Here is a 16,862-nt window from a genome sequence, read left to right on the forward strand (position 1 = left end):
CAGCTTCACGATGGGCGACGAGCGTGCGGCCGGCTTCACGCTCGCGGCTCGTTCGAAGGCCGTTAGGCTGCTAATCAATGACTAAGCAAGGCGTCGTTGTCACGCTCGCGGGCGAGATCGTCGCTCCCGGAACGCCGTTGTTGTCCGCCGACGACCTCGCCGCCGTGCGTGGCGACGGAGTTTTCGAGACGCTGCTGGTGCGCGGCGGCCGGGCCTGTCTGGTCGAGCCGCATCTGCAGCGGCTGACCCAATCGGCCAGGTACCTGGATCTGCCCGAACCCGACCTGCCGCAGTGGCGGCGCGCCATCGAGACGGCTACGCAGCGGTGGGCAGCAAGCACCGCTGACGAAGGTGCGCTGCGGTTGATCTACAGCCGCGGCCGCGAGAGCGGTTCCGCCCCGACCGCCTACGTGATGATCAACGCGGTCCCTGAGCGAGTGGCGGCCGTGCGGCGCAACGGCGTGTCGGCGGTGACGCTGGATCGCGGGCTCCCAGCGGTCGGCGCCGATGCGATGCCCTGGCTGCTCGCCGGCGCCAAGACCCTGTCCTACGCGGTCAACATGGCCGCGTTGCGCCACGCCGCCCGGCAGGGCGCCGGCGACGTCATCTTCGTCAGTTCCGACGGTTACCTCCTGGAAGGACCGCGCTCGACGGTGGTGATCGCCACCGTTGACGGCGATACTCCGTGCCTGCTGACGCCACCACCGTGGTATCCGATCCTGCGCGGCACCACGCAGCAGGCGCTCTTCGAGGTGGCCCGCCCTAAAGGGTACGACTGCGACTACCGTGCCCTGCGGAAAGCCGACCTTCTTGCCGCACAAGGCATCTGGCTTATCTCGAGCATGACCCTGGCCGCCCGCGTACACACCCTCGAGGGTCGGCTGCTGCCCCCTTCGCCGATGGCCGCAGAATTCAGCGCGCTGATCGACGCCGCGATCATCAGCGACCGCTGACGCCGAATCCTGTTGAGACATAGCAGGAGAGCAGGTACGGTCGGCCGTACACAAGGAAGGAGGTGGTCCGCGAAATTGTTAGCTTCATGGACATGTGAGGTGGCTGCGCGCTAGCACCACTGGCTCGGAGAAGCTAGCAGCCAACGCGCGCTGGCGAATTCCCCGCAGCCACCCGGCCCCCGAGCTTCCGGTCTTGTCCAACCAGGAGCTTCGCTCGGGGGCCGCTCCATGTCTGGACGGCCGCGTTACCCGACGAATCGGGACAACCGTGCCGACAGGTGTGGCACCAGCCCGCCGTCCGCGTCCACGCGTTCCTCGACGTAAGCGAGGTCGCCGCCTTCGACGATGCCGTAGAGCCGCTTGGCGCCACCCACCAGCACGCCGGACCGGCTCCGGGCCAACGCGTCGGTGACCAGCTCCCAAGAGGACTGGGTGCGGGGACGCCCGTAGAACAGCTCGACGTAGCCGGCGGAATGCGCCAGCAGCAGCTCGATCGCCTGCGACTCGCTAGGGTCGTCGGGATCGGTGACGAACCGCCAAAATCCCGTCTCGCGAAGGCCGGGTTCCTGGTACTCACCGGTGTGATCGACGCGCCAGGATCGGGATTCCCAAATCAGATAATCGCCGCCATCGTGGGATACCACGATCTGCTGGCCGAATCGATAGTCGCCGTCGGGAGCGCGTCCCTCGCCTTCGCCGCGCCACACGCCGACCAGTGGCAGCAGCGCCAGCAGCGCGTCGCTCAGATTCGCGCCCTTGCGCAGGTTCGCCGTGTCGGCGGGCACCGGCAGATCATCGAAGGCTGGGATATTGCGGGCGGCGGTCACCTTGGCGCGCTCGGCCGCGGCCTGAACCGCATCACCGGTGGCTGCAGGACCAATCGGGACGTCGGGGCCCTCGCCGGTCACGACTCGTCGGTGATCAGCCGGTACAGCGTGTACAGCGCGAACCAAGTGATGACGATGGTCGCCACCACCAGCATGATCTCGAAGAAGAGCACCACGGGGACGAGTCTATTCGCCCCGAATCTCGCGTGGCAGCCCGTCAGGCGATCTTGACGTCCACCTCGTGGATGCCCGCGCCCGACGGCGCCACCACGGCGTCGCCGTTGCCGATCGCCGACAAGGCACGCAGCGTCCAGGACCCGGGGGCGGCGAAAAACCGGAAGTCACCCGTGGCCGACGCGACCACCTCAGCCGTGAACTCGTCGGACGAGTCCAGCAGGCGGACGAACGCGCCGCCGACGGCCTGGCCATCGCGGTCCACCACGCGGCCGGTGATCACCGTTTCCTTCTCCAGGTCGACGCTCGCGGGCAGCGTCAGTCCTTGCTTGGGTCCAGAGCACATATCAGCTTCCCAACTCGATCGGGGCGCCCACCAGGGAGCCGTATTCCGTCCAACTGCCGTCGTAGTTCTTCACATTCCGATGTCCGAGCAATTCCTGCAGAACGAACCAGGTGTGCGAGGACCGTTCCCCGATTCGGCAGTACGCAATCGTTTCCTTGTTGCCGTTCAGCCCCGCGTCGGCGTAGATCTTGGCCAGCTCCTCGTCCGACTTGAAGGTGCCGTCCTCGTTGGCGGCCTTGCTCCACGGCACGTTGATGGCGCCCGGGATGTGCCCGGGGCGCTGGCTCTGTTCCTGCGGCAGGTGAGCGGGCGCCAGGATCTTGCCGGAGAACTCGTCGGGCGACCGCACGTCGACCAGGTTCTTGACGTTGATGGCCGCGATGACCTCGTCGCGAAACGCCCGGATCGAGTTGTCCGGAGCTGACGCGGTGTAGGAGGTCGCGGGCCTGCTGACGGGGTCGCTGGACAGCGGGCGGCCGTCGAGCTCCCACTTCTTGCGCCCACCGTCGAGCAGCTTCACGTTCTCGTGCCCGTACAGCTTGAAGTACCAGTACGCGTAGGCCGCGAACCAGTTGTTGTTGCCGCCGTAGAGAATCACCGTGTCGTCGTTGGCGATGCCGCGGTCGGACAGCAGCTTGGAGAATTGCTCTGCGTCGACGAAGTCGCGCTTGACCGGGTCCTGCAAGTCGGCGCGCCAGTCCAGCTTGACCGCGCCGGCGATGTGGCCGCCGTCGTAGGCGCTGGTGTCTTCGTCCACTTCGACGAATACGACGTTAGCGGCGTCGAGATTGCTCTCAGCCCAGTCGGCAGAGACCAGGACGTCGGAGCGTGCCATGGGGTATTCCTTTCGATTTCTTTCTAAGCAGCCTGATTAGGCGGGATGGGGCCGCGTCGCGGATTCAAGGCGGACAAACGCAGGACGAGTTCGTTTACTGCCCAATTTGGCGGGGGCGTTACTGCTCGACACGGTGTACTCCTAGGTCTCCTATGGCACGGAACATGGACGAGGCAGGGGGAGACGGGGCCGCGGTAGGACTCCGAGGCTGCTCCGAGTGCGGCGCTAAAGGGCGCGGCTACTCAGCAGCTACAGCAACAACAACATCCCGCGATGCGGCACAGATCGACTGCGCGACGCCTGGTGAGCATGGGCTCGATGCGGGATAACACGTCGGACAGCTTACCCAATCGCATAGTGATGAAGCCAACAGCGGTACCAGGGCCGACGCGGATCGGTGTCTGGTATTGCCGGCCGAGTGTTCAGGCTTGCGCGTGAATCCAAGGCGTTGACTGTGAATCGTGGGCTTTCCGAGTGTAGCCAGGGCGGAAATCCGCGCCGAATCCCGCCACAGGCTCACACCGAAAGCCGTGAATTCACACCGAAAGCCGTGAATTCACACCAAAAGCCCCGCCGCTGCGCCGACGGCGCACGTCACGACTGCTTGAACCCCTCCAGCGTCACCGTTACTCCGCGCGTGATGCCCTCGATGATGACATCTGAGCCGCGTGCTCCCACGGCGGTCGGCGCCACGCCGAACGGCAGTCGCTGGCTGGGCAGTCTGGCGTCGAATGCATGCAATACCGCGTCTCGCTTGTCATCCGGGACCGGCTCGTCGGCGGTGTTGGGTCCGGTCAGAACGCCGGTGGGGGTGAACACCAGCGTCGCCGGGTCGTCGGGCGCGATGGACAGGTCGACGGAGACGCTGACCCGGTGGCCGAAGCCGGCGGATTTCGGTGTGCCGCTGAACACCAGTCCGTGGTTGCCGGATACACCTGACTCGGTGGTACCGCCGGTGGCGTCGTTGGTCTCCTGGGGCGGTGCCTCGACCATCAGGTCGGCGATGCCCAGATAGCGACCCAGATGCGTCGAACTGATGATGATCCGGCTCTCCAGCTTGCCTACCGGGAGCTTCGCCTCGGGCCTGATCAACCAGGACGCGTCGGTCAGGCCAATCGAGTGCATGGTGGCTTCCAGGGTGGCCTTGCCGACCAAAGCGTGATCGACGGCGTTGGCCTTGATCTCCAGCTCGTTGTAGTGGCGGCGGATCGCCTGCGGGATGAACGGGAACGCCAGGATGGCGACGAACGGATCAGACCCCAGGTTGGCCGCTTTGCGGACGCTGGCCGACAGCCGGTATTCGGCGTAAATGCTCGCTCCGTAGTCGACGGCGATGGCGCCACCGACGATGACGGCCACGGCGACCGCCACCGAGGTCACAGCGACCACCATTCTGCGCATCCGAATATTGTGGCTCACCGTGCGCGAGCGCGCTGGCGCATCGTCGTCAGGCGAAACACCAGGTGGCAAGTTATCGTTAGATGACCTGGCCATTACGATCATGCAGGGCTATATGTCCTGATGAACTCGGGACATGCCTTCCCCACAAGCGCTGGAGGGGCTCGTTGGAGCTACTGCTGCTGACTTCGGAGCTGCATCCTGACCCGGTGCTGCCGGCCTTGTCGCTGCTCCCTCACGCGGTGCGGACGGCGCCGCCGGAGCCGTCGTCGTTGCTGGAGGCGGGAACGGCGGACGCGGTCATCGTCGACGCGCGCCAGGACCTGTCGGCGGGACGCGGTCTGTGCAGGTTGTTGAGCACGGCGGGCCGATCGGTCGCCGTCCTGGCCGTCGTGAGCGAAGGTGGTCTGGTAGCCGTCAGCACCGATTGGGGCCTCGACGACATCCTGCTGCCCAACACTGGCCCGGCCGAGATCGATGCCCGGCTGCGCTTGGTGATCGGCCGGCGCGGCGGGCTCGCCGACCAGGAAAGCGCCGGCAAGGTGACGCTCGGTGAGCTGGTGATCGACGAAGGCACCTACACCGCGCGGCTGCGTGGGCGTCCGCTTGACCTCACCTATAAAGAGTTCGAACTGCTGAAGTACCTCGCACAGCATGCCGGCCGAGTGTTCACCCGCGCGCAGCTGCTGCACGAGGTGTGGGGATATGACTTCTTCGGCGGCACCCGGACCGTCGACGTGCACGTGCGTCGACTGCGCGCCAAGTTAGGGTCCGAGCACGAAGCCCTGATCGGCACGGTACGCAACGTCGGTTACAAGGCGGTCCGGCCCGCGCGTGGGCGTGCGCCGATCGCACAGTCCGACGAGGACGAGGACGCCGAGACCGAGTTAGACGGCGCCGAAGAGCCACTGGTCGACCCGTTGCACACTCAGTGAGCGCACCTGAGTGGCGCTCGGCACTGACCTCCCAAGAGCAGCAGCAAATCCTTGAACTCGTCAGCGCGGCAGCCGAATTCGATGGCGTTGCGCCCGTGGGCGAGCAAGTCCTGCGAGAACTCGGTCAACAGCGCACCCGGCATTTGGTCACCGGATCGAGCGAGACGGTCAGCGGCTACCTCAATCTGAGCTCGCCGCGCGACGGCGAGGTCGCGATGGCCGAGATGGTGGTGCACCCGAAGGCCCGTCGTCGCGGCATCGGCACCGCGATGGCGCGGGCGGCACTGGCCAGGACCCGAGGGCGCAACCACTTCTGGGCCCACGGCACGCTCGAGCCGGCCCGGGCGACGGCCGCGGCGCTGGGCTTGGTCACCGTCCGCGAGCTCGTCCAGATGCGTCGCTCGCTGGCCGATATCCCTGAACCGGTGATCCCGGCCGGACTGCGGGTGCGGACGTATGCCGGCACCGCCGACGACGCTGAGCTGCTGCGGGTCAACAACGCCGCCTTCGCCTACCACCCGGAGCAGGGCGGGTGGAGTGCCGCGCAGCTCGAGGAGCGTCGCAATGAGTCTTGGTTCGACCCGCAGGGTCTGTTTTTGGCGTTCCCGAGCGAGTCCTCGAGCGACGAAGCGCGCCGGCTACTTGGCTTCCACTGGACCAAGATCCATGCCGATCAACCAGGCCTGGGCGAGGTCTACGTGCTGGGCGTCGACCCGGCCGCGCAGGGCCGCGCCCTGGGGAAGGTGTTGACGTCGATCGGCCTCGCATCACTGGCACAGCGGCTGTCGGGCTCTGCCGAACCTACCGTCATGCTCTATGTGGAGTCGGACAATGTTGCGGCGGTGCGCACCTACCAGCGGCTGGGCTTCACCACCTACAGCGTCGATACCGCCTACGCGGCGCCGCCGTCGTCCTCTGAACGGCCACCAGCCACGGGCACGCCCTAGCTGATATGCAGCGAAAGGTGCGGGGGAGCGCGAAATTTGGTAAGGCTCGACAGGGTGCGGAGGATGGTGGCGCTGGTGGTCACCGCGTGCGTCGTCACGGGTGTGCTGCTGACTGGCTGCGGCGGCGGCAACCGTCGCGGTGCTTCGATGTCGGCCAACTCGGGAGGACACACCGCCGCGGTGGACTGTGGCGGCAAGGGTGCACTGTCGGCAGAGGGGTCGAGCGCCCAACTGAACGCGATCGAGCTGTTCAACCAAGCCTGGAGCCAGCTGTGCCCGGGCAAGAAGGTGTCCTACACAGCCAGCGGGTCCGGTTCGGGCCGCGAGCAGTTCATCGCCGGCCACGTCGACTTCGCGGGGGCGGACTCGCCGCTGGTCTCACAGCAAATCGCTCCGGCCGCGAAACGCTGTAACGGACACCCCGCGTGGGACCTGCCGCTCCTGTTCGGTCCGGTCGCTTTGGTCTACAACCTGCCCGGCGTCGCGACGCTGGTCGTCAACGGCGACGCGCTGGCCAAGATCTTCAGCGGCCTGATCACGAGCTGGAACGATCCGACGCTGGCGGCTCTCAACCGTGGCGTTCCGCTGCCCGACGGCAGGATCACGCCGATCTATCGGACTGATCCGTCCGGGACCACCGACAACTTACAGAGGTATTTGACCGTCGCCGCACCACAGAGCTGGACCCAGGGTGTCGGCACCAAATTCCAGGGCGGCGCCGGCCAGGGCGTCGCCAGCTCGGAGGGCGTGATCCGGGCGGTGCGGGCCACCCCGGGGACCATCGGGTATGTCGAGAAGGGGTTCGCCGATCAGGCCGGCGTGCCGTACGCCCAGATCGACAACGGCAGCGGCGCGGTCCCGCTCACCAACGACACCGCCCGCAACGGCGCCAGCGCCGCCAAGTTCGTGGCGAGCGGCAACGATCTGGTGCTCGACCTGTACTCGGTCTATGGCATTCACGAGCCGAACGCTTACCCGTTTGTGCTTGCGACTTACCAGATCGTGTGCTCGGCGGGGTACGACGCGGACACCGCGGTGGCGATGAAATCCTTTCTCACCGCGGCCGCCAACGACGGTCAGAGCGGCCTTTCCTCACACGGCTATGTTCCGCTGCCCGATAAGGTCAAGGAGCGTCTGGTCACCGCGATCAACGCAATGCAATAACCAGATGATGCTGCGCGGCCTCCCCGATGGAGGCGGTGCGGACACGGGCAGGAGCAGTGAGTGGCTAAGCGGCTGGACCTCAAGCAGGTCAACATCTACTACGGGGCGTTTCACGCGGTCTCGGATGTGTCGCTGTCGATCCTGCCGCGTAGCGTGACGGCCTTCATCGGCGCCTCGGGCTGCGGCAAGACGACCGTGCTGCGCACGCTCAACCGGATGCACGAGGTCATACCCGGCGCCCGGGTCGAGGGCTCGGTGCTGCTCGACGACGAAGACATCTACGCCCCTGGCATCGACCCGGTCGGGGTGCGCAGGGCGATCGGGATGGTGTTCCAGCGACCGAACCCGTTCCCGGCCATGTCAATTCGAGACAACGTGGTAGCGGGCTTGAAGCTGCAGGGCGTTCGCAACCGCAAAGTGCTCGACGAGACGGCCGAGTACTCACTGCGCGGCGCGAACCTCTGGGACGAGGTCAAGGACCGGTTGCACAAGCCGGGCGGCGGGTTGTCCGGCGGGCAGCAACAGCGGTTGTGTATCGCACGGGCGATCGCGGTGCAGCCCGACGTGTTGCTGATGGACGAGCCCTGCTCCGCCCTTGACCCCATCTCGACGATGGCCATCGAGGATCTGATCGGTGATCTCAAGCAGAACTACACCATCGTCATCGTCACGCACAACATGCAGCAAGCCGCCCGGGTGAGCGACCACACGGCGTTCTTCAACCTGGAAGCGGTTGGGCGGCCAGGGCGGCTGGTGGAGATCGACGAGACCGAGAAGATCTTTTCCAATCCAAGCCAGAAGGCCACCGAGGACTACATCTCCGGCCGCTTCGGTTAACTCCGGCGAGCAGACGCAAAATCCCCCGCACGCACGGCGTGTCGGGGGATTTTACGTCTGCTCGCAAGCGGGTGGGCCCACACCGCAGGTAGGGGAGTGCCCCCAGCTCGCCTTAGGGCTAGCCGCTGCTTTCCTCCGGAAACTTGCCGGTCGCCTGGAAGATGACGCGCCGCGCGACTTCGACGGCGTGGTCGGCGAATCGTTCGTAGAATCGGCCCAGCAGCGTCACGTCGACGGCCGCGGCGACGCCGTGCCGCCATTCGCGGTCCATCAGCACGCTGAACAAATGCCGATGCAGATCGTCCATCGCATCGTCTTCTTCGCGGATCCGGGCGGCCTTCTCCGGATCCCGCGACAACAGCACCTCTTGCGCGCTGTTACCCAATTCGACTGCCACCCTGCCCATTTCGGCGAAGTAGCCGTTGACTTCCTCGGGCAACGCATGCTGGGGATGGCGCCGTCGGGCGATCTTGGCGACGTGCAGGGCCAATGCGCCCATCCGGTCGATATCAGCCACCATCTGGATCGCGCTGACGATGGATCTGAGATCACCTGCGACCGGTGCCTGCAAAGCCAGTAGGACGAAAGCACTTTCCTCGGCGCGGGCGCTCATCGCAGCGATCTTCTCGTGGTCGGAGATCACCTGCTCGGCCAGCACCAGATCGGCCTGCAGCAGGGCTTGGGTTGCCCGCTCCATCGCGATCCCCGCTAGGCCGCACATTTCGCCGAGCCGCTCGGACAATTCCGAGAGTTGCTCATGGTACGCGGTCCGCATGGGGTAAAGCCTACGTTCTCGACGTCGGAAAGGGCGGTCAGGCGGCTCTGAAACGCTTTGAAACGCCTACTCGCAAGTGGTGTCGGCGGCGTTCGTCACCGCAAGGTCCCCGGGCAGCTTGGTCGGCGGGCTGCTCGAGTTGCGCTCGATCTGGACGGTGACCGACGAGCCGCTGGGCGGGGGTGCGGTCACCGAGCTGAAGTCCGGACCGAGGACTACCTGAACGACGGGCCCAATGCCGGTCACCCGCTCGACCTTCGAGGTGGCGAACGCCGAAGCCACTGTGGCGGCCGCCTGTTCGTTGCCGGGAGAGAAGAACACCGTGGTGGTCCCCAGCGAACTCGGATAGTCGTCCGGTGCCATGACGTTGAAGCCGTTGCGCCGCAGCTGGTTACTGGCGATGGCGGCCAATCCGGCCTGCGCCGTCGAGTTGGAGACCTGAACGGTGACCTCGCGTGGCGAGGTCGTCATCACCTGCTCGCGGCGGCCTTCGGGCGTCGCGCTGGGTGGCGGTGCCTTCTTGGTACTGGGTGCGGTCGTCGGCGTTCTGCCCAGACTCTGGGCGTTGTGATCGTTTTCCAGTGGCAGCGGGTCGTCGCTGATGATGGCCGCGAACAGCGCCTTCATGTCGGCCGTGCGTGGTGGTTCGTCGCCGTTCTGGTCGGTCACCCCGGTCGGCACGGTGACGAACGTGACGTGTCCGGCAGCCATGTGCTGCAGCGATTGACCCAGCTGGACCAGGTCTCTGGTCCTGACGTTGTCGACGTAGCTGTTGCTGATGAAGATGTTGACGACGTTGTTGAGTTTGTTGAGGTTGAGCAGCGTGTTCGACGAGATCAATGTTCGCAACAGTGACGACACGAACAACTGCTGGCGTTTGATGCGGCCGTAGTCGCCATTGCTTTCGGTGGTGACCTGCCGGGCACGCACGTAGTTCAATGCGGTTGGCCCGTTGATCACCTGCCGTCCGGCGTGGTCGAGCACCGTGCCGAGTTCGTAGTCCTTCAGCGGGGTGGTGCTGCATACCTCCACGCCACCGAGTGCCTCGACCATTCGCGCGAAACCCACGAAGTCGACGGCGATGAACCGGTTGATGCTCAACCCAGAGAGCTTCTGGATTTCCTTCACCAGACATTTGGGACCGCCGAACGAGAACGTCGAGTTCAGCTTGGTCTCGGTGTACACCATTCGGGGTCCCGTCTTGCCGGTCTTCGGGTCATAGATGGGTCCGTACTTGCCGGTTTCGGGATTCCACGCTTCGCACTGCATGGGCGTGATCGCCAGGTCGCGCGGGAACGAGACGACGACCACCCGTTGGCGGTTGGCGGGAATGTTGACCAGCATCACCGTGTCCGACCGGGCACCACCGGCGTCATCGGCATCACCGGCGCCCATGTTGGCGTTGTCCCCGGCGCGGGAGTCCATTCCGACGATCAAGAAGTTCTCGTCGCCGTACTGCCCATCCGGGTCGATGATGTCCGAGGAATGCGGGTCGAGCGCGCTGACGGCTTTGAGGCGGTCGTTCTTCGAGTTGCTCCAATGCCATGCCGAGCCGGTCATGACCAGCGCCAGCACGGCGAACACCGCCGCCAGCGAACGCCCGGCCAGCAACATCGGCCGACGGGATTTGGGCTTGCCGGCAGGGGCCTCGGACGCCGAGGTTGCCGACGTCCTGCCGATCCCGTCCAGTTTCTCAGGGGGCTCGGCGGGTGCGCAGTCGGCTTCGAAGTCGTCGTCGGTCGGATAGTTGGCCGTGCCGAGCTCGGAAAGTTCAGAGCTGAACTCTAGTGAATACGCCGGGGTGTCGATGACCTGCGTGTTCAGCATTTGGTCGTAGTGGGCGTCGTCATCGGGCGAGGAATCCTCGTGATCGGAGGAATCGGTATCCGGGGCGACGTGACGTCGGCTTGGCCGGTCCGGCGGCGGGGCGCCGACCTTGGCGATCAGGTCCGCGACGCTGATTGCGCCGTTGGCGTGCGAAGCGGTTCTTTCCGTATGCGGCGCGGGCTCCGGCCGTGGATCGACGGCGTCCTCGATGAGTGGCTCGGGCGCATGCTTGCCGGGCGGCTCAGGCTGCCATAGGTGCGCGCCGTTGTCGGGTTCCGGGGTCGAGAACCGCTCCCACGGCGCGGAGCCCAGCGCTCGCCGCGGATTGGGCGTAATCCCTTGGCCATTGCTGCCGGCGCCGGATGCGCGCCGACGGCCAAGAGTGGCGTCGTACTCGCCGTCACCCATGTCCAGCCGGCCTCCGAAACTTTGATGCGGATGTCAGTGGTACCAACTGCTGCGGTCATCTGCAGTGCCGGCCCCAGACTGGGTCAACATCGCCGCCTGCACTACCGCAACCGAAACGCAATGCAGCAAGGCTCACATCGTACTGAGTTATCGGCGCATACGCGATTTCGAGTGTGTTTCGGTTCAACCACCCGAGTGCATGACGTCCGCCGCGGCGGGCACCGTGCAGTCGTCGGGATCGTCGAGCCAACCTGCGGGCAGCGCCACGCGGGCCGGTGAACCCTGCCGACCACGGGGTCCGTTCGCGGCACTGGGGAACGGGATGCTGCGGTCCAGCCGGTCCAGCAGCGAGTCGAGTTCGGTGAGCGTCTTGACCAGCGCCAGTGCTCGCCGTAAGTCCGACCCGGCCGGGAAGCCGTGCAGGTACCAGCCGATGTGCTTGCGGATGTCGCGCATGCCCTTTTCCTCGCCGAAATGCTCGGACAGCAACGTGCCGTGCCGGCGGATGATGTCGGCGATCTCGCCCAGCGTCGGGGGAGTAGGTGGCGGGCTGCCGGTGAACGCCGCCGACAGCTCGGCGAACAACCACGGCCGACCCAGGCAGCCCCGCCCGATGACCACGCCGTCGCATCCGGTGGCGGCCATCATGGTCAGCGCGTCGCTGGCGTCGTAGATATCCCCGTTGCCGAGCACGGGAATCGTCCGCACGTGCTGCTTGAGCGCGGCGATCTGGTCCCAGTCGGCAGTCCCGGAGTAGCGCTGTGCCGCGGTCCGGGCGTGCAGCGCCACCGCGGCGGCGCCTTCGGCTTCGGCGATGTGCCCGGCGTCCAGATGGGTGTGGTGGTGGTCATCGATGCCGATGCGGAACTTCACGGTCACCGGGATATCGGTGCCTTCGGTGGCGCGGACGGCGGCGGCGACGATCTGACCGAACAACTGCCGCTTGTACGGCAGCGCTGCCCCACCGCCGCGCTTGGTCACCTTCGGCACCGGGCAGCCGAAGTTCATGTCGATGTGATCGGCCAGGTCTTCCTGGGCGACCATCCTGGCGGCCGCGTACGTGGTGGCCGGGTCGACGGCGTAGAGCTGCAGCGAGCGGGGCGACTCGTCCGGGGAGAACGTCGTCATGTGCATGGTCACCGGGTGCCGCTCGACGAGCGCGCGCGCGGTGACCATTTCGCAGACGTAAAGCCCGCTGACGGTACCGACCTTCGACTGCTCCAGCTCACGGCACAGCGTCCGGAATGCGACGTTCGTCACACCGGCCATCGGAGCCAGCACCACCGGGCTGGCTAGTGTGATCCGACCGATCCGCAAGGTTTTTTCGCGTCGGGTTACCGACGGCTCATCGCCAGCTTGCCTGCAGTCTTGTGCAGCTCCATCGCGGTGGTCTTCTTGCCCGTACGGGCTTCGCGGTCGAGTTGGCGCTGCTTGGACACCTCGAACTTGTCGCAGGCCATCTCGAGGTCCTTGATCAGCACGGCTAGATCGTCGCGCAACGCGGCTGCCTCACCGGTGAAGTCCTCGCGCTCGAAGATGCGCCACTTCTTCAGTATCGGCATCACGACCTCGTCGAGGTGGATCCGCGGGTCGTAGACCCCCCCGACGGCGATGAAGACGGCTTTGCGTCGGAACTCGGGTACCTGGAAACCGGGCATCTGGAAGTTCCGCAGAATCAGGTGCAGTGATTTCATCGCTTGGTTGGGCACGAGGTCGAACGCGGCCTCGCTGACGTCGCGGTAGAAGATCATGTGCAGGTTCTCGTCGGCCGAGATCTTGGCCATCAGCTGGTCGGCGACCGGGTCGTTGCAGGCCTTGCCGGTATTGCGGTGCGAAATCCGGGTGGCCAGTTCTTGAAAGCTCACGTACAGGACGGAGTGGGTGACGCTCTCGGCGAACAAGTTGCCCTGGTGGTTCTGGCCCGGGCTGAAGCCACGGTTGACCACCTCGATGCGCAGCTTCTCCAGCTCGACGGGGTCGACCGCGCGGGTCACCACCAGGTAGTCGCGCAGCGCGATGCCGTGCCGGTTCTCCTCGGCGGTCCAGCGGTTGACCCACTGTCCCCACGCGCCGTCCATCCCCATATTCATCGCGATCTCGCGGTGATAGGACGGCAAATTGTCCTCGGTGACCAGGTTCTGCACCATCGCCACCTGCGCGACGTCGGACAGCTTGCTCTGCTCGGGGTCCCAGTCCTGGCCACCCAGCGCGTAGTAGTTCTTCCCATCAGACCACGGGATGTAGTCGTGCGGGTTCCACGGTTTGTGCACGCTCAGGTGCCGGTTCAGGTACTTCTCGACGACCGGTTCAAGTTCATGCAACAGCTGCAGGTCAGTCAGCTGGGCTGACATGGCGTCCTCCAGTTATCTGTGTCTGATGGTTGCAGTCAATATATCTGTGTATCCCAGTAGCATCAAGTTTCCGAGCCTCGGCGTGGCGAACATCAAATCGCCGGGAGTCCACGTGTCGGACGAGGCTCAGTCGCGCGGTGCGGACCGCACCGGTTGATCGAGTTTTCGCAGCTCACGGCGGGGAACGTAGGCAGCGGCCGTGCTCATCAGCATGTCCACGCAATAGTCGATGAATCGTTCGCGGGTAACGTCCAGCTGCCCATTCAGGTAAGCCGTGAATAGACCGGTAAGGCCGCCGATCAGACTGGTGGCGACCAATTTCTGCAGCGCCGGGTCGCCGATCCGGGACAGCTTGCGTTGCAGCAACTCGATGAAGTTGGGCATCCACTCGGCGCCCGACCGGGTGAGTATCGGCTCGACCGCCGGGGCCAGCAGCAGCACACGTCCGCGCACCGGATCGTCGACCATCAGCGCGACGAATTGCTCGACGGCTTCCCGAGGCGTCTTCGCCGAGGTCAGGGTCGCCATTGCGCGCGCGCACACGTCGTCGTAGACGGCCCGGACGAATTCGTCGCGGTCGGAGAAGCTTTCGTAGAAATAGCGCTCGGTCAGCGCGGCCTTGCGGCACACCGCCCGAACGGTGAGCGCGGGTCCTGCGTCACCGCCGAGCAGCTGGACGCCGGCGGCCAGCAGATCGTCGCGGCGAAGTGCCAGGCGACTCTCCAGCGGGACGCCGGACCAACGGCCCCGTCGTTGACCGGATTGCACATCGCTCCTAAGCTACAAAGTGACAACGCATGTAGTCAGAATCACCGACATCCCCGGGAATTGACCAGTGACTCAAGATACGTCCGCAGCCTGCCCGCTGACCAGCACCAGAGCTGGTGCCGACCGCCCAGAGGCAAGGGACGTGGCGGGCGGCTGTCCGGTATCGCCCCTCGGTTATGACGCACCGCCGGTCCCGCTCGGGCCGGATTCTTTGACCTGGCGCTACTTCGGCGACTGGCGCGGCATGCTGCAGGGGCCGTGGGCGGGATCCATGCAGAACATGCACCCGCAGCTGGGCGCGGCGGTAATCGATCACTCGACGTTCTTCCGCGAACGCTGGCCGCGGCTGATGCGGTCGCTGTATCCGATCGGCGGAGTGGTGTTCGACGGCGACCGCGCTCCGACTACCGGCGCCGAGGTCCGTGACTACCACACCGCCATCAAGGGCGTCGACGAACAGGGCCGCCGCTACCACGCGTTGAATCCCGACGTCTTTTACTGGGCGCACGCCACCTTCTTTGTCGGCACCATTCATGTGGCCGAGCGGTTCTGCGGCGGACTGAACGAAGCGCAGAAGCGCCGGCTGTTCGACGAGCACGTCGAGTGGTATCGCATGTACGGCATGAGCATGCGGCCGGTGCCGGCGTCCTGGGAGGAATTTCAGGTCTATTGGGATCACATGTGCCGCAACGTGTTGGAGGACAACTTCGCGGCACGCGCCGTGCTCGACCTCACGGAACTGGCCAAACCTCCGTTTGCCCAATGGATTCCGGAGAAGCTGTGGGCCGCTCAGCGCAAATTGCTGGCGCCGTTCTTCGTCTGGCTGACCGTCGGCCTCTACGATCCGCCGGTTCGCGAGCTGATGGGCTACCAGTGGTCGCGCCGCGACGAATGGCTACACCGCCGATTCGGCGGCATCGTGCGCGTGATTTTTGCTTGCGTGCCCTTCCGGTACCGAAAGCACCCCCGGGCCCGCGCCGGCTTCGATCGCGCGACGGGTCGAATCCCGGCCGACGAACCACTGGTGCAGACGCCTGCGCGCAACCTGCCGCCGCTCGACGAGCGCGACAACCTGAAGCACTACTGCCCGCAGGTCTGAGCCGCCCGCGTCAGCCGTGGGCGTGGTTGTGGATGTCTTCGAGGCCGGACTGATGCACGTGCTCGTGAGTGTGCTCGGTCCCGTCGTCGTGTGAGTGCGAATGCTCATGCGCGACGTGCTCGTGGTCATGCGTGGTGTGGGCGTGCGTGTGCGCCTCGTCGCCGTGGTGGTGTTCGTGCGCGTGCGGTGCATCGTGGGCGTGCTGCTCGGTCATGTTGTTTCCTTCCTGCGAAATGTGTTGTGCGAGTGCAAGATCACTCAACCGGCATCGGTGACGGCCTGAAGTCCGCCGTCGGCGCGGTGATGCCGCGGTACTCCTGGGCCGGCGTGCTCGGCGTTGTGGACGGCGTCGATGACGAGCTGGCGCACATGGTCGTTTTCCAGGCTGTAGAAGATGGTGGTTCCCTCGCGGCGGGTGCGCACCAACCGTGCCATCCGTAGCTTCGCCAGATGCTGGGATACCGACGGCGCCGGCTTGCCCACATGTTCGGCGAGTTCATTGACCGACATCTCTCGGTGCGTCAATGACCACAGCACCTGCACACGCGTGGCGTCGGCCAGCATGCGAAAAACCTCGACCACCAGACCGGCCTGGTCAGCGGGCAGTCGATCTGCATTATCTGCATGCATACGCAGATAGTAGCTAAAGCTCCGTGGCAATGCCAGTGCCAGTTTCAACCGGCGGAACCACGGTGGATCTGCGTTCGCCGCCATTGCGCTTGTTCCACAACCGGTACACGTCCACCGCGGCGTCTGTGGGTTCATAGCGCATCGGCAGGCGGCGTTGGTCCCACTTCTTGGCGAATTCGTCGTAGAAGGTGGCGACTTCGAAGTACTTGCGGTCGTCGAGGTAGTACTGCTCGTACGACTCGCGCTCAACCAGGAAGACGACTTCCTCGGGCGAGCAGTAGTACAACGAGCCCAGGCACATCGGACACGGGTGCGCCATCACATAGATGGTGGCGCCGACCAGGTGTTCGGTGCCCAGTTTGGTGCAGGCCTCACGGATGGCCAGGATCTCTGCGTGAGCGGTCGGATCGTGCGTCTGGGCGACCTTGTTAGCGCTCTCGGCGAGGACTTCGCCGTCCTTGACGATCACCGTCGCGAACGGCCGACCACCCTCGGCGACGTTCTGGCGAGCAAGGTCGATGGTCCGCTGAGCAAAGTCCACCTCGACCTCCTGGGGTCCTCCGGGCGTATGAAATGGAATACCTCGAA

19 protein-coding genes are annotated in these 16,862 nt (G+C 65.4%); 6 read left to right on the top strand and 13 right to left on the bottom strand.

Annotation, left to right across the window (positions count from 1 at the left end):
• Nucleotides 1-77: 77 nt before the first annotated feature.
• Complete coding sequence (locus tag A9W99_RS11485; RefSeq protein WP_067377151.1) at nucleotides 78-953, top strand: aminodeoxychorismate lyase; 876 nt, start codon at nucleotides 78-80, stop codon at nucleotides 951-953.
• Nucleotides 954-1,198: 245 nt separating this feature from the next.
• Here the strand turns inward: A9W99_RS11485 and A9W99_RS11490 are convergent, their stop codons facing one another.
• The 5 genes from A9W99_RS11490 to lmeA all read right to left on the bottom strand — a co-directional run bounded on the left by A9W99_RS11490 (nucleotide 1,199) and on the right by lmeA (nucleotide 4,536).
• On the bottom strand, nucleotides 1,199-1,834 hold the full coding sequence (locus A9W99_RS11490) for an FABP family protein (protein ID WP_253869757.1): 636 nt from the start codon (nucleotides 1,832-1,834) through the stop codon (nucleotides 1,199-1,201).
• 163 nt (nucleotides 1,835-1,997) lie between these two features.
• Nucleotides 1,998-2,300 carry a DUF1416 domain-containing protein gene (locus A9W99_RS11495; protein ID WP_067233032.1) on the bottom strand — a complete coding sequence of 101 codons (303 nt, stop codon included), beginning with the start codon at nucleotides 2,298-2,300 and terminating at the stop codon, nucleotides 1,998-2,000.
• Between the two features lies 1 nt (nucleotide 2,301).
• Nucleotides 2,302-3,135, bottom strand: coding sequence for a sulfurtransferase (locus tag A9W99_RS11500; protein WP_067377157.1), 834 nt, complete (start codon nucleotides 3,133-3,135; stop codon nucleotides 2,302-2,304).
• 242 nt (nucleotides 3,136-3,377) lie between these two features.
• Nucleotides 3,378-3,491: an Ms5788A family Cys-rich leader peptide gene (locus tag A9W99_RS27745; RefSeq protein ID WP_371514948.1), complete on the bottom strand. Its 114-nt coding sequence runs from the start codon at nucleotides 3,489-3,491 to the stop codon at nucleotides 3,378-3,380.
• A 238-nt stretch (nucleotides 3,492-3,729) separates the two neighbouring features.
• Nucleotides 3,730-4,536 (bottom strand): mannan chain length control protein LmeA, encoded by an 807-nt coding sequence (gene lmeA / locus A9W99_RS11505; protein WP_371514949.1) that lies wholly within the window; start codon nucleotides 4,534-4,536, stop codon nucleotides 3,730-3,732.
• 164 nt (nucleotides 4,537-4,700) lie between these two features.
• Here lmeA and A9W99_RS11510 point away from each other — a divergent pair, with 164 nt between their 5' ends.
• The 4 genes from A9W99_RS11510 (at nucleotide 4,701) to pstB (ending at nucleotide 8,416) form a co-directional block, all read left to right on the top strand.
• Complete coding sequence (locus A9W99_RS11510; protein WP_067377160.1) at nucleotides 4,701-5,468, top strand: response regulator transcription factor; 768 nt, start codon at nucleotides 4,701-4,703, stop codon at nucleotides 5,466-5,468.
• Nucleotides 5,465-6,415 (top strand): mycothiol synthase, encoded by a 951-nt coding sequence (gene mshD / locus A9W99_RS11515; RefSeq protein ID WP_067377164.1) that lies wholly within the window; start codon nucleotides 5,465-5,467, stop codon nucleotides 6,413-6,415. The genes A9W99_RS11510 and mshD overlap by 4 nt, the downstream gene beginning before the upstream one ends.
• 63 nt (nucleotides 6,416-6,478) lie before the next feature.
• The gene (gene pstS, locus A9W99_RS11520) at nucleotides 6,479-7,579 is read left to right on the top strand and encodes a phosphate ABC transporter substrate-binding protein PstS (protein WP_067377167.1); all 1,101 of its coding nucleotides are present in this window, start codon (nucleotides 6,479-6,481) and stop codon (nucleotides 7,577-7,579) included.
• Nucleotides 7,580-7,639: 60 nt separating this feature from the next.
• On the top strand, nucleotides 7,640-8,416 hold the full coding sequence (gene pstB / locus A9W99_RS11525; protein WP_067377170.1) for a phosphate ABC transporter ATP-binding protein PstB: 777 nt from the start codon (nucleotides 7,640-7,642) through the stop codon (nucleotides 8,414-8,416).
• Nucleotides 8,417-8,534: 118 nt separating this feature from the next.
• On the opposite strand, the gene phoU is transcribed toward pstB, so the two are convergent.
• The 5 genes from phoU to A9W99_RS11550 form a co-directional block, all read right to left on the bottom strand.
• A complete protein-coding gene (gene phoU / locus A9W99_RS11530) occupies nucleotides 8,535-9,191 on the bottom strand; it encodes a phosphate signaling complex protein PhoU (RefSeq protein ID WP_067377173.1) in 657 nt (218 codons plus the stop codon).
• A 66-nt stretch (nucleotides 9,192-9,257) separates the two neighbouring features.
• Entirely contained in the window at nucleotides 9,258-11,426 is a 2,169-nt protein-coding gene (locus A9W99_RS11535) for an LCP family protein (RefSeq protein ID WP_067377176.1), read from the bottom strand.
• A gap of 183 nt (nucleotides 11,427-11,609) precedes the next feature.
• Nucleotides 11,610-12,743: a tRNA dihydrouridine synthase DusB gene (gene dusB, locus A9W99_RS11540; protein WP_067377179.1), complete on the bottom strand. Its 1,134-nt coding sequence runs from the start codon at nucleotides 12,741-12,743 to the stop codon at nucleotides 11,610-11,612.
• Between the two features lie 17 nt (nucleotides 12,744-12,760).
• Nucleotides 12,761-13,777, bottom strand: coding sequence for an acyl-ACP desaturase (locus A9W99_RS11545; protein ID WP_067233010.1), 1,017 nt, complete (start codon nucleotides 13,775-13,777; stop codon nucleotides 12,761-12,763).
• A 126-nt stretch (nucleotides 13,778-13,903) separates the two neighbouring features.
• Entirely contained in the window at nucleotides 13,904-14,545 is a 642-nt protein-coding gene (locus A9W99_RS11550; RefSeq protein WP_067377187.1) for a TetR/AcrR family transcriptional regulator, read from the bottom strand.
• A gap of 67 nt (nucleotides 14,546-14,612) precedes the next feature.
• On the opposite strand from A9W99_RS11550, the gene A9W99_RS11555 reads away from it, so the two are divergent.
• A complete protein-coding gene (locus A9W99_RS11555; protein ID WP_067377188.1) occupies nucleotides 14,613-15,644 on the top strand; it encodes an oxygenase MpaB family protein in 1,032 nt (343 codons plus the stop codon).
• A 10-nt stretch (nucleotides 15,645-15,654) separates the two neighbouring features.
• Here A9W99_RS11555 and A9W99_RS11560 read toward each other — a convergent pair whose 3' ends face one another.
• Genes A9W99_RS11560 through A9W99_RS11570 form a run of 3 tightly spaced genes read right to left on the bottom strand, consistent with a single transcriptional unit; the run spans nucleotide 15,655 to nucleotide 16,815 of the window.
• Nucleotides 15,655-15,858, bottom strand: a complete 204-nt coding sequence (locus A9W99_RS11560) for a zinc transporter Slc39a7 (RefSeq protein WP_067377191.1) — start codon at nucleotides 15,856-15,858, stop codon at nucleotides 15,655-15,657.
• Nucleotides 15,859-15,902: 44 nt separating this feature from the next.
• Nucleotides 15,903-16,274 carry a metalloregulator ArsR/SmtB family transcription factor gene (locus A9W99_RS11565; RefSeq protein WP_067377196.1) on the bottom strand — a complete coding sequence of 124 codons (372 nt, stop codon included), beginning with the start codon at nucleotides 16,272-16,274 and terminating at the stop codon, nucleotides 15,903-15,905.
• Nucleotides 16,275-16,287: 13 nt separating this feature from the next.
• Nucleotides 16,288-16,815, bottom strand: coding sequence for a nucleoside deaminase (locus A9W99_RS11570; RefSeq protein ID WP_067377199.1), 528 nt, complete (start codon nucleotides 16,813-16,815; stop codon nucleotides 16,288-16,290).
• Between the last annotated feature and the right edge of the window lie 47 nt (nucleotides 16,816-16,862).

Source organism: Mycobacterium sp. 1164966.3 (assembly GCF_001665395.1).
Lineage (GTDB): Bacteria > Actinomycetota > Actinomycetes > Mycobacteriales > Mycobacteriaceae > Mycobacterium.

Excerpts from the sequence above, each read along its gene's own strand:
- A9W99_RS11485 (WP_067377151.1), top strand. The coding sequence starts at position 78 with ATGACTAAGCAAGGCGTCGTTGTCACGCTCGCGGGCGAGATCGTCGCT.
- A9W99_RS11495 (WP_067233032.1), bottom strand. The coding sequence starts at position 2,300 with ATGTGCTCTGGACCCAAGCAAGGACTGACGCTGCCCGCGAGCGTCGAC.
- A9W99_RS11500 (WP_067377157.1), bottom strand. The coding sequence starts at position 3,135 with ATGGCACGCTCCGACGTCCTGGTCTCTGCCGACTGGGCTGAGAGCAAT.
- A9W99_RS27745 (WP_371514948.1), bottom strand. The coding sequence starts at position 3,491 with ATGCGATTGGGTAAGCTGTCCGACGTGTTATCCCGCATCGAGCCCATG.
- lmeA (WP_371514949.1), bottom strand. The coding sequence starts at position 4,536 with ATGCGCAGAATGGTGGTCGCTGTGACCTCGGTGGCGGTCGCCGTGGCC.
- pstS (WP_067377167.1), top strand. The coding sequence starts at position 6,479 with ATGGTGGCGCTGGTGGTCACCGCGTGCGTCGTCACGGGTGTGCTGCTG.
- phoU (WP_067377173.1), bottom strand. The coding sequence starts at position 9,191 with ATGCGGACCGCGTACCATGAGCAACTCTCGGAATTGTCCGAGCGGCTC.
- A9W99_RS11535 (WP_067377176.1), bottom strand. The coding sequence starts at position 11,426 with ATGGGTGACGGCGAGTACGACGCCACTCTTGGCCGTCGGCGCGCATCC.
- A9W99_RS11545 (WP_067233010.1), bottom strand. The coding sequence starts at position 13,777 with ATGTCAGCCCAGCTGACTGACCTGCAGCTGTTGCATGAACTTGAACCG.
- A9W99_RS11560 (WP_067377191.1), bottom strand. The coding sequence starts at position 15,858 with ATGACCGAGCAGCACGCCCACGATGCACCGCACGCGCACGAACACCAC.
- A9W99_RS11565 (WP_067377196.1), bottom strand. The coding sequence starts at position 16,274 with ATGCATGCAGATAATGCAGATCGACTGCCCGCTGACCAGGCCGGTCTG.